The sequence below is a fragment of the Pseudomonas sp. D1-1 genome (genome assembly GCF_051132225.1).
In the GTDB taxonomy this organism is placed as follows: Bacteria; Pseudomonadota; Gammaproteobacteria; order Pseudomonadales; family Pseudomonadaceae; genus Aquipseudomonas.
This window is the reverse complement of sequence record NZ_CP071676.1, coordinates 2,752,570-2,768,454: the sequence shown is the minus strand read 5'-3', so window position 1 is coordinate 2,768,454 and position 15,885 is coordinate 2,752,570. Positions and strand designations below refer to the sequence as shown.

Below are 15,885 nucleotides of genomic sequence, written 5' to 3'. Positions count from 1 at the left end.
TGCGAAGCAGTCCCAAAACCTCTGCTCTCGGTGTGTCAGGTTCATCGCGGTAAGCCTCCTTGGGGCCGCTGCGCAGCCCAGCGGGAGCAAGCTCCCTCGCCACGAAAGCGGTCAAGAGCTCTCATCTCTCGCGCCCGGAGTAAATTTTATTGCACAAGAATCGTCGCGCCCGGTCGCATAATGGTCAGCGCTGTGATCCAGTCCACTCTCCACGCCACAACGCCCCGAAGCGCACCACCGACGTACACAAGGAATGCCCGATGCCCCCACGCTCCGCCCCTGCTTCAACTGCGGCTTTGCCCGAAGGCACCGGTTTTGTCCGGGTGCGTGGCGCCCGCGAACACAACCTCAAGAACGTCGATGTGGACATCCCCCGCGATGCCCTGGTGGTGTTCACCGGCGTGTCGGGTTCCGGCAAGTCATCGCTGGCCTTCTCCACGGTTTATGCCGAAGCCCAGCGCCGCTATTTCGAGTCGGTCGCGCCGTACGCGCGGCGTTTGATCGACCAGGTGGGCGTGCCGGACGTGGACAGCATCGAGGGCCTGCCGCCGGCGGTTGCCTTGCAACAGCAACGCGGCACGCCCAGCGCACGTTCCTCGGTGGGCAGCGTCACCACGCTGTCGAGCCTGATCCGCATGCTCTACTCCCGCGCCGGCAGCTACCCGGCGGACCAGCCGATGCTGTACGCCGAGGACTTCTCGCCCAACACCCCGCAGGGCGCCTGCCCGGAGTGCCATGGCCTGGGACGGGTCCATGAGGTGACCGAGGCGTCCATGGTGCCCGATCCGTCGCTGACCATCCGCGAGCGCGCCGTGGCGGCCTGGCCCATGGCCTGGCAAGGCCAGAACCTTCGCGACATCCTGGTGACCTTGGGTTATGACGTCGACGTTCCCTGGCGCGACCTGCCGAAAAAGCAGCGCGACTGGATTCTGTTTACCGAAGAGACCCCCACCGTCCCGGTATATGCAGGGCTGACCCCAGCCCAGACCCGCGAAGCGCTCAAGCGCAAGCTCGAACCCAGCTATCAAGGCACCTTCAGCGGTGCCCGACGCTATCTGTTGCACACCTTCATGCATTCGCAAAGCGCGCAGATGCGCAAGCGCGTGGCGCAATACATGCGCGCCAGCCCCTGCCCGATGTGCGAAGGCAAGCGCCTCAAGCGTCAGGCATTGACCGTCACCTTCGCGGGCCTGGACATAGCGCAGTTGTCCAACCTGGCGCTGCTGGAACTGGCCGAAGTGCTCAAGACCGTCGCGGCCCCCGACTATCTGGAGCAACCCGAAGAGCCGGGCGACGTGCTCACCCACAGCCAGACCCGAGAGGCCCGCGAGCAACGCGCCGCCCGCGGCGACAACCCGCACGCCGGCGGACCGGATGCGCGCCACACGCCGAACCTGTCCCTCGAGAAGCGCCTGGCGGCCCAACGCATCGCCGCCGAATTGTTGGAGCGGATCGTCACGCTGATTGACCTGGGCCTTGGCTACCTGGCCCTGGAGCGCAGCACGCCGACCCTGTCCTCCGGCGAATTGCAGCGCCTGCGCCTGGCCACCCAGCTCAATTCCCAGCTGTTCGGGGTCATCTATGTCCTGGACGAACCTTCCGCCGGCCTGCACCCGGCCGACAGCGAGGCGCTGTTCGGCGCCTTGCAACGCCTGAAGGCCGCGGGCAATTCCGTGTTCGTCGTCGAACACGACCTCGACACCATGCGTCGCGCCGACTGGCTGATCGACGTCGGCCCGGACGCCGGTGAGCAAGGCGGCAAGGTCCTCTACAGCGGACCACCCGATGGCCTCGGTCAAGTGCCCGAGTCCCGGACCCGCGCCTACCTGTTCGCCGAAGACCGCGCCACCGCGCGCATCCCCCGTGAACCTGAGGATTGGCTGCGCCTGGAAGGCATCACCCGCAACAACCTCGACAACCTGAGCGCAGCGTTTCCACTCGGTTGCTTCACGGCGGTGACCGGCATTTCCGGGTCAGGCAAGTCCAGCCTGGTCAGCCAGGCCCTGCTGGACCTGGTCGGTGCCCATCTGGGCCAGGCCAGCCCCAACGCGGAAGCCGAGGAGCAGAGCCTGGAAGACGAACCGGTGCAAACCAGTGGCGGCCGGGTCAGCGCCGGGCTCGACGCAATCAAACGACTGGTGCAAGTCGACCAGAAACCCATCGGCCGCACGCCGCGCTCCAACCTCGCCACCTACACGGGGCTGTTCGATCACGTACGCAAACTGTTCGCCGCCACCGAACAGGCGCAGGCGCTGGGATTCGATGCCGGACGGTTTTCCTTCAACGTCGCCAAGGGTCGTTGTGAAACCTGTGAAGGCGAAGGCTTCGTCAGCGTCGAGCTGTTGTTCATGCCCAGCGTCTATGCGCCCTGCCCGACCTGTCATGGGGCCCGCTACAACCCGCAGACCCTGGAGGTGACCTGGCAGGGGCTGGACATTTCCCAAGTGCTGCAACTGACGGTGAACCAGGCTCTAGAAGTGTTCGCCGAACAAGCGTCGGCCAGGCGCTCGTTGCAAGTCTTGCAAGACATCGGCCTGGGTTATCTGCGCCTTGGCCAACCGGCCACCGAGCTGTCCGGCGGCGAGGCGCAGCGGATCAAGCTGGCGACCGAGCTGCAACGCAAGGCTCGGGGCGCGACCCTTTACGTATTGGATGAGCCTACCAACGGTCTGCACCCCCAGGACGTGGATCGCCTGCTGGTGCAGTTGAATCGCCTTGTGGACGAAGGCCATACGGTGGTTGTGGTGGAACACGACATGCGCGTGGTGGCGCAGAGCGACTGGGTCATCGACATCGGCCCGGGAGCCGGGACACAGGGCGGGAACGTGGTGGTGTGCGGTGCGCCAGAGGTCGTTGCAGACTGTGACGAAAGCCGCACCGCGCCGTTCCTGAAAAGAGCTTTGCAACCCGCACGATGAACCGTGGCGAGGGAGCTTGCTCCCTCGCCACGAAAGCACTCTTCACATGGCGCAGCTAGCGCCTCAGCCGCATTCACCCTGTGGGAGCGAGCCTGCTCGCGAAAGCGGTGTGTCAGCTTGCATCGAAGGGCCTGGAATAGCGTTTTCGCGAGCAGGCTCGCTCCCACACGGAACAGCGTTCGCACCAAAAAGCGTCAATGAAACGTTACACATCGACAATCCGCACAACCGTTTATCAGTTTTTTGACACTTCGCCGATATGCGGTCACAACTTTTTCGCTCCGCTGGGTCATAACACGGTGGTCGCCGATGGAATATTGGCAGTCACTTAGGTTTTTAGCCTGATACGGAGATAAGTCCATGATTTTCAACGTACAAGATTTTGGCGCCAAAGGAGATGGCGTCACCGACGACACGGCGGCCATTCAAAGCGCGATCGATGCGGCAGCGGCCGCGGGCGGTGGCCAGGTGTACATGCCCACCGGCACCTACATCGTTTCGGGAGGCGAGGAACCCTCCGATGGCTGCCTGATGCTCAAAAGCAACGTCTACCTGTACGGCGACGGCATGGGCGACACCACGGTCAAGCTGGCCGACGGATCGGACACCAAGATCACCGGCATCATCCGCTCGGCCTATGGCGAGGAAACCCACGACTTCGGCGTCAGCAACCTCACCATCGACGGTAACCGCGACGCCACCACCGGCAAGGTGGATGGCTGGTTCAACGGTTATATTCCCGGCGAGGAAGGCTACGACTCCAACGTCACCCTCGACAGCGTCGAGATCAAGGACTGCTCCGGGTACGGCTTCGACCCGCATGAGCAGACCGTCAACATGGTCATCAAGAACAGTGTGTCCCACGGCAACGGCCTGGATGGCTTCGTCGCCGACTTCCTCAGCGACAGCACCTTCGAAAACAATATTGCCTACGACAACGACCGCCACGGTTTCAACGTCGTCACCAGCACCCACGATTTCACCATGACCAACAACGTCGCCTACAACAACGGCGGCAACGGCATCGTCGTGCAGCGCGGCAGCGAAGATATCCCCTCTCCCAGCAACATCACCATCACCGGTGGCGAGGTCTACGGCAACGGCGCCGAAGGCGTGCTGGTCAAGCTGTCCAGCGACGTGACCGTCACCGGCGTGGATATCCATGACAACGCCAGCGCCGGGATCCGCATCTACGGCAGCAACCATGTCGAGGTCATCGACAACACCCTCAACAACAACTCGTTGGGCGGCGCGGTGCCGGAAATCATCATCCAGTCCTACGACGACACCCTCGGTGTGTCCGGCAAGTACTTCAACGGCAGCGACAACCTGATCCAGGGCAACGTCATCAGCGGCAGCAACCTGTCCACCTACGGCGTCGCCGAGCGCAACGAAGACGGCACCGATCGCAACGCGATCATCGCCAACACCATCAGCCACACCAGCAAGGGCGCCACGCTGGTCTATGGCGATGGCAGCTATGTCAGCGCCACCGTGCCGATGACCACCGTGCAAGGCACGGCGGGCAACGACGTCCTCATGGGCACCGCCGCCAGCGAAATTTTCTACGGTGCGGCCGGCAACGACACCATCAATGGCGCGGCCGGGAGCGATATCCTGGTGGGCGGCGCGGGCGTCGACAAACTCACTGGCGGCACGGGCGCCGACACATTCCGCTTCACCAGCCAGTCCGACAGCTATCGCAATGCAACGGCGAGCTTCGACGACACCATCACCGATTTCGACGTGACCCAGGACAAGATCGATCTTGCCGGCCTCGGCTTCACCGGCCTGGGCAATGGCCGTGGCGGCACCCTGCAAGTCAGCTACAACGCCAGCAGCGACCGCACCTACATCAAGGACTACGACGCCGATGCCAGCGGCAATCGCTTCGAACTGATTCTCTCGGGCAACCTGGCGAGCACCCTGACGGCGAGCAACTTCATCTTCAATCGGGTCATCACCGGCACCACCGGCAGCGACTCTTTGTTGGGCAGCGACGCCGCCGATACCTTGCTCGGCCTGGCCGGCAACGACAGCCTCAGCGGTGGCGCGGGCGACGACAAGCTCGACGGTGGCGCCGGCATGGACACCCTCACGGGCGGCGCCGGGGCGGACACCTTCGTGTTCGCCAACCGGCTGGACAGCTACCGCAACTACAACACCGGTGGCGCCAACCTGGGCGATTTGATCACCGACTTCAACATCGCTGCCGACAAGATCGATCTCTCCGCCATGGGCTTCACCGGCCTGGGCGACGGCAAGAACAATACCGTCTACCTGGTGCTCAACAGCGCCGGCACCAAGACCTACATCAAATCCCTGGAGGCCGATGCCAACGGCAACCGCTTCGAAGTGGCACTGGACGGCAATTACCTCAACACCCTGACCAGCGCCAACTTCGTCTTCGCGACAACATCGCCGACCAACCAGGCACCGGTGCTAGCCACGCCATTGCTGGACCAGAACGCCAGCGAAAAGACGCCCTTCAGCTACGTGGTGCCGGCCACCAGTTTCACCGATCCGGACAATGACAGCCTCAGCTACACCGCCAAGCTGGCCGATGGTAGCGCCCTGCCCAGCTGGCTGACGTTCGACGCCGCCACCCGCACCTTCAGCGGCACGCCACCCGACACGGCATCGGGCACTTACTCGATCCAGGTCACCGCGACCGACGGCAGCAACGCCACCGTCAGTGACAGCTTTACCCTGGCGGTGCAGGACGTGCCCGGCTCGGTGGTGATCAACGGCACGCCAAACAACGACACGCTGACCGGCACCGTCGCCAACGAACAGATTTTCGGTGGCGCGGGCAACGACACCCTCAATGGCGCAGCGGGCAACGACATCCTGGTGGGCGGCACGGGCGTGGACAAACTCACCGGCGGCACGGGCGCCGATGTGTTTCGCTACACCTCCAAGCTCGACAGCTACCGCACCGGTTCCACCAGCGCCAGTGACCAGATCCTCGATTTCGACGTGGCCGCCGACAAGATCGATGTCGCGGCGCTGGGCTACACCGGTCTGGGCAACGGGCTCAACGGCACGCTGCAAGTCAGTTACAGCTCGTCAACCAACCGCACGTACCTGAAGGACCTCACGGTCGATGCCAACGGCAACCGCTTTGAAATCTCCCTGGCGGGAAATTTCGTCAGCAGCCTGACCGCCAATCACTTTGTCTTTGCCGACCAGAACACCCCGACCAACGTGGCGCCGGTGGTAGTCACTCCGCTACTCGACCAGAACGCCAGCGAAAGCACGCCGTTCAGCTATACGGTGGCCAACAACAGCTTCAGCGACGCCAACCAGGACGTGCTGACCTACACCGCGACCCTGGCCAATGGCAGCGCCCTGCCCTCGTGGCTGAGCTTCAACGCCAGCACGCTGACTTTCAGCGGCACGCCCACCAGCACTGCGTCCGGCAACTACGACGTGCTGGTCAAGGCCACCGATCCGTCCGGCGCATCGGTCAGCGACAGCTTTGCCCTGGTGGTCGCCGATGCGCCCGCCAACACCATCACCGGCACGGCCAATGCCGAAAGCCTCAACGGTACGGCAGGCGCCGACCTGATCCTCGGCCTGGGTGGCAACGACACCATCAAGGCTGGGACCGGTGCCGACATCATCGACGGTGGCGCCGGAAGGGACTCGCTGTATGGTGACGCCGGCGCCGACACGTTCCGCTACAGCAACCTGTCCGACAGCTACCGGGACTACGACACCGGTGGCGTCACGGCCACGGACACGATCTATGACTTCACCGTCGGCGTCGACAAGATCGACGTCTCCGGGCTGGGTTTCCTCGGCCTCGGCGACGGCAGCAACGGCACGCTCTACATGACGTTGAATGCGGCCGGCGACAAGACGTATGTCAAGTCCAGCCAGGCTGATGCCGATGGCAACCGTTTCGAGATCGCCCTGAACGGCAACTACCTCAACACCCTGACCGCCAGTGATTTCGTCTTCGGCGAACGCGCCCAGCAAGACATCCTCTATCTGCCGACGCTCGGCCAATCCAACGCACGCCTGCTGCGCATGAGCGAGGATGACGATCAGTCCGGCACCTCAATGCTGGTCAATGACCTGAACAAGTACACCACCTATGACGTGCGCAGCCAGTTCAGCGACGCCGACGGCAACGGCATTGACATTGCGGTGGGTGGCAGCACGGTCAACGGCTTGTCGACCCTCGGCGCCGAGGAGCTGAAGTTGTGCTGGTGGCTGACCGACACCAACCAACCCGGCCCGGCATTGCTGCGCGCCGTGACGCTGTTGCGCGACCAGCTCACCGAACTCAAGGCCATCGACAACGTGACCATGGGTATCATCTGGGGCCAGGGCGAGGAAGCCGCCCAGGAGATCGCCCGCTCCACCGACAAGGCAGCGGCTGCGGCGGCCTACAAGGCGTCGACGCTGAAGGTCTTCGATTACCTGCACGCCCAACTCGGCAATTTCAACGTGTACCTGATGGAAACCGGTCACTACGAGCAGGACGCCGCGCGCGCCCGTGGTTACTCGGAGGAGAAGATTGCTTCCATCGTCGAGGGTGTGGGCTACGTCCGCGCCGTCCAGGAAGCCATCGCCGCCGAGCGCGCCGATGTGAAACTGGCGGTGGACTACAACGACCTGCCCTTGCGTTATGAAGTCGATCCGTTGGTGTATCCCGACGATGTCTGGCACCTGCACGAGGAGTCAGCGGAAATCGTCGGGCAGCGCCTGGCGGACTACATCGCCAATGACCTTGGCTTCCAGGGCAACCCCAACGACAACAACAGCGTGCAGGATATTTTCGACGGCGCGCAGAATGAGGGCGGGAAAATTTCCGGCACCGACCAGGCCGACACCCTGGTAGGCAGTTCCGGCAACGACATACTGGACGGGGACCTGGGTGCCGACTCGTTGACCGGCGGCGATGGTAACGACATCTACGTCGTCGACAACGCGTTCGACAGCGTGGTGGAAACCAATACCTCGACTTCGCAGATCGATACGGTACAGGCCTCGGTCAGTTGGACCCTGGGCGCCAACCTGGAAAACCTGGTGCTGACCGGCGTGTCGGACATCGACGGCACCGGTAACGAACGGCGCAACTTCATCACCGGTAACGCCGCCAACAACGTGCTCAATGGCGCGGTGGGAGCGGACAGCATGAGCGGCGGCGACGGCAACGACACCTACTACGTCGACAACGCCAGCGATACCGTGATCGAGACCAGCAGCAACCCGGTGTCCGGCGGCATCGACGCCGTCCACAGCAGCCTCGCTACCTACACCTTGGGCAACAACGTGGAGAATCTGTACGTCGACAGCGCCGGGGCCGCCAACGGGATCGGTAATGCGCTGAACAACACGCTGTTCGCCGGCGTGGGCGACAACGTCCTGGACGGACGCGATGGCAACGACACCGTCTCCTACGACCGGGCCCTGGCCGGGGTGACCGTGAACCTGTCGACATCCGCACAGCAGAACACCGTCGGTTCCGGGCTCGACACGCTGAAGTTCATCGAGAACCTGACGGGCAGTGCCTACGCGGATACGCTGTCGGGCAACAGTGCCGGGAACATCCTCAACGGCGGTGCCGGCAATGACACGCTGGTGGGCGGCTCGGGCGATGACCGGCTGATCGGCGGCGCCGGCACTGATAACCTCACCGGCGGCACTGGCGCAGATACCTACGCGTTTACTGCGCTGTCGGACATGGGCGTCGGCGCCGCGCGGGATGTGATCAACGGCTTCAAGACGGCTGAGCTGGATAAACTGGACTTCACCGGCCTGGACGCCAACCCGCTGACCGCCAGCATCGATGCCTTTACCTTCATCGGCAGCAACGCCTTCGACGCCAGCAACGCGACCGGCCAACTGCGTTTTGTCGATGGCATCCTCTACGGCAGCGTCAATGCCGACGCCACCGCCGAGTTCGAGTTCGAACTGGTGGGCGTCAAGGAGCTGCACGCCAGCGACTTCACCGCCTGAGTGAACGAGGGGGCTGCTGCGCAGCCCAGCGGGAGCAAGCTCCCTCGCCACAACAGCACTAATGAAGCAAACCCTGTGGGCAGGAAGCATCGGGGCCCAGGGCAGTGCCCCCTGTGGGAGCGAGCCTGCTCGCGAAAGCGGTGTGCCAGGCTGAACGGCGTTGAATGTACTGCCGTCATCGCGAGCAGGCTCGCTCCCACACGGTGCATGCCACAACAGCACTGATGAAGCAAACCCTGTGGGCAGGAGGCATTGGGGCTCAAGGCAGCGTCCCCTGTGGGAGCGAGCCTGCTCGCGAAAGCGGTGTGCCAGGCTGAACGGTGTTGAATGTACTGCCGTCATCGCGAGCAAGCTCGCTCCCATACGGTGCTTCCGTGGCGAGGGAGCTTGCTCCCGCTGGGGTGCGCAGCAGCCCCAAAAAGGTTGATGGGGTCCAGCCTGACACCGCGCGGTGATTGGCTTTGGGGGCGCTTCGCAGCCCAGCGGGAGCAAGCTCCCTCGCCACAGATGCGATGCGGCTCGGCCGGTTCCTTAGAACAGGCTTTGCACCTGTTCCAGCACCGCGCGGTTCATCTGGCCAGTGTGGGTGTGCAGGCTTACATAACTTTCGAGCATGTCCAGCTTGGTATCGAGCAGGTCGCGGCGTGCCTGGAACAGGCGTTGCTGGGCATCGAGGATGTCGACCGTCGAGCGCACGCCGCCCTGGAAACCCTTCTCGGTCGACGTCAGCGCCCGCTGGTTGGATTCCACCGCCCGTAGCATCGCCTTGCTCTTGGCGAAGCCCGCCACCACGCCCAGATAGTCGGTTTCGATAGCCTCGGCCAGCTCCTGACGCTGCACATCGTAATCGGACTGGGCCCCGGCCAGCTGGGCCTCGGCCTTGGCCACCGATGCACGCACCGCGCCGCCGCGATACAACGGGATATCCAGTTGCACCCCGACGTAGTAAGTGTCCTGGCGCGGGTCGAGCTCCTGGTACTGGCGGGTTTCCCGACGGGTCAACTGAGTGGTGAGCGACAACGTCGGATAATGCCCGGCGCGCTGGCTGTCGGCCTGGGCCTCGGCGACTTTTACCGCCGCCAACCGCGCCGCCAGCTCCGGACTGGCCTCACGGGCAATCGTTGTCCAATACGGCAGATCCTGCTCCGGCGGGATCGGGCTGCCGGCGGGGAGTTCTTCGCGCATCGCCTGGATGTCGTCGATCGGCACGCTGGCCCGCCCCGACAGTGCTCGCAGCGCAGCCACGCGGCGGGCCTGGGCTTCGGTTTCCTGAGCCTCGACCAGATCGAGCCGGGCCTGGGCCTCGTCGATATCGGTGATCGCTCCCTGGCCGCCCTCATAGAGCTTTTTGCTCTGGAGGACCAAGCCACTGATAGCGGTTTTCTGCTGGGCGATCAGCTTGAGTTCGTTCTCGGCCCGGGCCACGTCGAAATAGCCCTTGGCGACCCGATCGAACAGGGTCTGGCCGGCCACATCGAATTGCTGGCTACCCAGCGCCCCCCGCGCCTTGCCTTCCTGATAAGCCGCCCAACGCCCCTTGTCATAGAGCGCCTGCTGCGCGGCCAGGGTCACACTGTTCGCCTGGTAATCGTTGCTGTTGACGTAACTGCTGTCGTCGCCGCCATCGGTACGCCCGCCATAGCCATAACGCGACGACAGCGACACTTGCGGATAAAGACCGCCACGGCCGATCGCCTCCTCCTGCCGCGACGCGTCGTAGGCATGGGTCGCCGCCTGCAAGGTCGGATCGTTGAGGCGCGAGGCATCGTAAGCGGCGATCAGGCTCAGCCCGCCCTCCGCCGCCCAGACGGGGCCGATCACCGCCCAACTGGTGCACAGGCTCAACAGCACACGGACGCCATAACGGCAACGGTCGGTCATGCTCATTCCTCTTTGAAGGCCGCCAGCAAGCGTTCGCGCAAGGGTTTCATCAGGTAATTCATCAAGGTCCGTTCACCGGTCACCACGGTGACGTCGGCAAGCATGCCGGGGCGCACCTGCAGCCCGGCGCTCTGCAGCGAAACGACGGTGTCGGCGGGAATCTCGACCTTGGCGGAGAAATATGGCTGGTGGGTCTGCTGGTCGATCAACTGGTCCGCCGACACGGTGGTGATCGTGCCGGTTACCGTCGGCGTGTCCACCCGTTGCAACGCAGTGAAATGCACGTGCACCGGCAGCCCTGGGCTCAGCTTGTTGGCCATCAGCGGATCAAAACGCGCGGTGATCGCCATCGGCGCATCCAGCGGCACCACCTGCATCAGCGTCTGCCCGGCCTGGGCGACGCCGCCGACCGTATGGATCGACACGTCCATGACCTGCCCCGCCACCGGCGCGCGGATCGCCCCGTTATCCACCTCAAACTGCAAGGCGCGGATCTGATCGGCATAACCGGCGGCCTCGGCCGAGACCTCGCTGAGTTGGGTTTCGGCATCGCGCCGGAATTCCTGCTGCGCCTGCAAGGCCTTGAGCCGGCTTTCGTTGATTGCCTGGCGCGTGCGGCCTACATCGCCAATGCCGGAAGCGATCTGCCCGGCCAGTTGCGCCGCGTTGCGCTCGGCCTCGAAGAGTTTGTTGCGCGGCACGTAGCCTTCCCGAGCCAATTCGCGCAAACCTTCAAGCTCTTGCTGCTGAAAACGCATCTGCGCGTCGTAGTTGCGCTTGACCCCTTCATAGCCCTGCAACTGTTGCTGCAAGGCGCCGACTTCATGTTCGATGATCTGCAGGCGGCTGCCCAGTTCGGCACGGCGTGTCAGGAACAGTTGCTTCTGCAGCGCCATGGCCGCCTTGACGCGCGGCTCCTCGGCGCGCTCCAGCAATTGCGCCGGCCAGTGGATTTCATCGGCGCCGAGGCGCTCGGCCATCAAGCGCGCCTCGATGCTGCGGTCATTAAGCAGCTTGCCCAGGGTCACGTCCAACTGCGCTTGGGCCTGCACCGTGTTGAGCTGCACCAGCAACTGGCCCTGGCTGACGCGGTCGCCGTCGCTGACCAGCAGCTTTTCCACGACCCCGCCCACCAGCGATTGCACTGCCTTGCGCTCGCCCGCCACCACCACGGTGCCGCTGCCGACCACACCCTGGTCGAGCGGCGCCAGGCACGCCCAAAGCAGGAAACCGCCCAAGGTCAGGGCCAGGAAGGCCACGCCGTAGCGCGCCGCGCCGCCGGCATCGGTACTGGCGTTGGGTAGCGTGTTGCTGCTGAGCACGCTCAAGCCGTGGTCGCCGTGGGCCGGCGTCGCCGGTTTCAAATCACGCATCTTTACCCGCCTCCCGCACGGCCGTCGGCCTTGGGCCTGGCATCAGCGCCTTGAGCACCCGGTCGCGCGGGCCGAACGCCTGCTGGGTACCGTCCTTCAGCACCAGGATGTGATCCACTACCGCCAGAACGTTGGGCCGGTGGGTGATCAACACCACCGTGCTGCCGGCGGCCTTGAGCACACCGATGGCCTGCACCAGCGCGAGTTCGCCGGCTTCGTCGAGGTTGGAATTGGGCTCGTCGAGGACGATCAGCGAAGGGCTGCCATAAAGCGCACGGGCCAGGCCCAGGCGCTGCTTCTGTCCGCCGGACAGGCCAAGCCCGCCGGGGCCCAGCGGCGTGTCGTAGCCCTTGGGGAATCTCAGGATCATTTCGTGAATGCCCGCGTGACGGCTGGCGGCGATGATCTTGTCGGCGTCCTGCTCGCCGAAACGGGCGATATTGTCAGCGACACTGCCATCGAACAGTTCGATGTCCTGCGGCAGATAACCGAGGTACGGGCCCAAGGCGTCATGGGACCACTGGCTGATCTCGGCATCGTCCAGCCGCACCGAGCCACCCATGGCCGGCCACACGCCAACCAATGCCCGAGCCAAGGTCGATTTGCCGCTGGCGCTGGGCCCGACCACCGCCAGTACCTCGCCCTTGTCCAGGCTGAAATTGATGCCACGCAGGAGCGGCTGCGTCGCAGCGGGTGGCCCGACGTAGAGCTGCTCCAGGCGCACCGCGCCCGTTGGCGGTGGCAATGGCATACGCAGGCGATCGCGAGGATGTTGCGCGAGCAACTGGCTCAGACGCTGGTAACTCTGGCGACCGGCGTTGAATTGCTTCCACGAACCAATGGCAATTTCCACCGGCGCCAGGGCACGCCCCAGCAACAACGACATGGCAATCATCATGCCCGCCGACAATTGCCCTTCGAGTACCAGCAGCGCCCCCAGCCCCAAGGCCAGGGACTGGCCGGAAATCCGCACGAAACGGGTCGCCGAGGTGATACGCGCACCGCGATCACTGGCATGCGCCTGCGCCGCGATGATCCGTTGCTGCAGCAGGCTCCAGCGCTGGCGCAGCGGCCCGAGCATGCCCAGGGCCTGGATGACCTCGGCATTTTGCAGGGTGCTGTTGACGTAGATCGACGATTGCACGCCCAGCCGATTGGCCTCCCCCAGGCGCGTGCGGGTCGCCAGCTCGCCCCACAGTGCCAGGCCGACCAGCAACGCTGCGAGGATCAGGGTCAGCACGCCGAACCAGGGGTGGATGATGAACGCCACCAGCAGGAAAATCGGCAACCACGGTGCATCGAGCAAGGCGATCAGCCCCTGGCCGGTAATCAGTTGGCGCAAGGTGGCCAGGTCACTCAGCACCTGCGCCGGGTTGGCGTTGTGCTCGCGCAGGCTGCGGGCGAACGCTGCATCGAAAATCCGCTCGCCCAAGGCATCGTCCAGCCCGGCGCTCATGCGGATCATCACTTCGCCACGCACCCACTCGATCAACGCACTGAACATGAACAGCCCGAGAGCGATCAAGGTGAGCATGAACAGCGTGGTTTCGTTGCGACTGGTGAGGACCCGATCGTAGACCTGCATCATGTACAGCGATGGCACCAGCACCAGCAGATTGATCACGCCGCTGAAGAGGGCCAGGGACCAGAATACCCGGCGATAACTCAACAAAGCGGCGTCGATGTCATGCCGCGGATCAAGAAAAAAACCCATAGAGAATCAACCCGCAAAAGGAATAAACGGTCTCGGCGCAATCCATTGCGAGCTATTGGCCTTGAGGCGTCAGAAAAAAAGCGCCATGTAGCTGACATTGTCGCCATCGGTGGCGAACGTCGGTGCTACGGGCGCCAAGTACTGACAACGTAAGCAAGGGTTAGTTGCCGGGGGGAGCGAGGGATTTTGGAGGAGGAGTTGAAGACAGAGGGGAACTTGGAATCGGTTCTCTTGTGGGAGCGAGCTTGCTCGCGATTGCTGTAGGTCAGACAAATTAATGTTGGCTGACACACCGTAATCGCGAGCAAGCTCGCTCCCACAGGTTTATGGACGCTAGCCGAGGGAAACCGCCTCTTCAGGCTGCGGAGATTGCCGCGAAGTCACCAGGCCGACAAAGGAAATGACCAAGGCCAGGCCTAGGGTGGTGCTCACTTCGCCGCGGTGCTCGGGAGTCACCATCATCACCGCCAGGGCCGCGCAGATAAACACGATCACCGCCCAGGTGAGCCAGGGAAACAGCCACATGCGAAAGCCCAGCTCGACGCCTTGGCGAAGCAGCTTGCGGCGCATACGCAACTGGGACACGGCGACCGCCAGGTACACCAGCAAGGCGATGGCGCCGGAGCTGGCGAGCAGGAACTGGAACAACCCGGCCGGCATGAAGTAGCTGAACAAGGTGATGCCCAAGCCCAGTACCGTACTGGCTATCACCGCTGCCCGGGGCACGCCAGCGGACGAAGTCACTTCCACCACCCTCGGCGCATCACCACGCCGGCCTAGGGAATAGAGCATGCGTGAAGCAATGTAGATGGAGGAGTTCATGCAACTGGCCACGGCAATCAATACCACCACGTCCACCATGAATTTGGCGTGGGGAATGTTCATCAACTCCAGCGCCCGCTGGTAGGAGCCCACCGAGGCCAGGAGCGGATCGTCCCAGGGCACCACGGAAATCACCACGAAGATCGACAGCAGATAAAACACGCCGATGCGCCAGATCACCGAGCGCGTGGCCTTGGCGATGTTCTGTGCCGGGTTGCTGGATTCGGCGGCGGCAATCGTCACCGCCTCCGTACCAATGAAACTGAACATGATGGTGATGAAGGCCCCGACCACGGCGGACAAGCCATTGGGCGCGAACCCGCCGTGTTCCTCCATCAAGCGACTCAAGCCGCTGGCTTCGCGCTCGGGAATCCAGCCCATCAGCACGGCGAATCCCAGGGAGATGAAACCGATGATCGCGATCACCTTGGCCATGGCGAACCAGAACTCGAACTCGCCGTATTTGGACACGCTGAACAGATTGGTCACGGCCAGGGCAATGATCGACACCGAGGCAAACAGCCAGGCATCAACGGAGGGAAACCACTGGTTGAGTACATGACCCGCGGCGAGCGCCTCGATGGGAATCACCAGCACCCAGAACCACCAGTACAACCAACCGATGGTGAAGCCTGCCCAGCGCCCGATCGCCTGGTCGGCGTAGGTGGAGAACGAGCCGGTGTCTGGCCGGGCTACCGCCATTTCGCCAAGCATGCGCATGACGAGCACCACCAGCAGACCGGAAAAAAGATAGGCCAACATGACGGCCGGACCGGCAGCGGCGATCGCATGGCCCGAGCCGACAAACAGGCCGGCGCCGATGATCCCGGCGATTGAAAGCATGGTGACGTGACGAGGCTTGAAGCCCTGCGCCAAGTGGCCGTTCGAATCCTTGAAGCTCGGGCTGGTCATGGTTTTTTATTCTCTTGTCGACATTGAGGCGTGTCGAGGGACCTTCGGTGCTGCTGGTTTCGCTCCTCCTCAAAGCGGCACACCCTGGATGTCTGATCCGTCCCTCGCGAATTGGGCTCTGCAGTAAAGTTGAGCCACGTTACCCGCCTACACTCCCGAGTTAGTTACCTGTGAGCGCCGCCTTTTTGCCTGATCTCGCCAAACCCGGTCCTGCGTAAAGGCTCTGCGGCTGACGACGAAGGCGGCTCATCGCCTTAAGCATATAACTCTATGTTATTTGTTTTATTTTTTT

General features: G+C 63.5%; 6 protein-coding genes. 2 read left to right on the top strand and 4 right to left on the bottom strand.

The features are described from left to right. The first annotated feature begins 260 nt into the window (after nt 1-260). Together J3P86_RS12485 and J3P86_RS12480 are read left to right on the top strand one after the other, a co-directional pair. Nucleotides 261-2,918: an excinuclease ABC subunit A gene (locus J3P86_RS12485; protein ID WP_434623927.1), complete on the top strand. Its 2,658-nt coding sequence runs from the start codon at nt 261-263 to the stop codon at nt 2,916-2,918. A gap of 360 nt (nt 2,919-3,278) precedes the next feature. Beyond that, complete coding sequence (locus tag J3P86_RS12480) at nt 3,279-8,891, top strand: putative Ig domain-containing protein (protein WP_434700479.1); 5,613 nt, start codon at nt 3,279-3,281, stop codon at nt 8,889-8,891. 531 nt (nt 8,892-9,422) lie between these two features. Here J3P86_RS12480 and J3P86_RS12475 read toward each other — a convergent pair. From J3P86_RS12475 to J3P86_RS12460, 4 genes are all read right to left on the bottom strand, one after another. Continuing rightward, nucleotides 9,423-10,772 (bottom strand): TolC family outer membrane protein, encoded by a 1,350-nt coding sequence (locus tag J3P86_RS12475; RefSeq protein WP_434568613.1) that lies wholly within the window; start codon nt 10,770-10,772, stop codon nt 9,423-9,425. 2 nt (nt 10,773-10,774) lie between these two features. After that, nucleotides 10,775-12,145: an HlyD family type I secretion periplasmic adaptor subunit gene (locus J3P86_RS12470; protein WP_434700477.1), complete on the bottom strand. Its 1,371-nt coding sequence runs from the start codon at nt 12,143-12,145 to the stop codon at nt 10,775-10,777. Then, on the bottom strand, nt 12,138-13,859 hold the full coding sequence (locus tag J3P86_RS12465; protein ID WP_434651833.1) for a type I secretion system permease/ATPase: 1,722 nt from the start codon (nt 13,857-13,859) through the stop codon (nt 12,138-12,140). Before J3P86_RS12465 ends, J3P86_RS12470 begins: the two co-directional genes overlap by 8 nt. Before the next feature lie 333 nt (nt 13,860-14,192). After that, the gene (locus tag J3P86_RS12460; protein WP_434700475.1) at nt 14,193-15,593 is read right to left on the bottom strand and encodes an amino acid permease; all 1,401 of its coding nucleotides are present in this window, start codon (nt 15,591-15,593) and stop codon (nt 14,193-14,195) included. Nucleotides 15,594-15,885 lie beyond the last annotated feature (292 nt).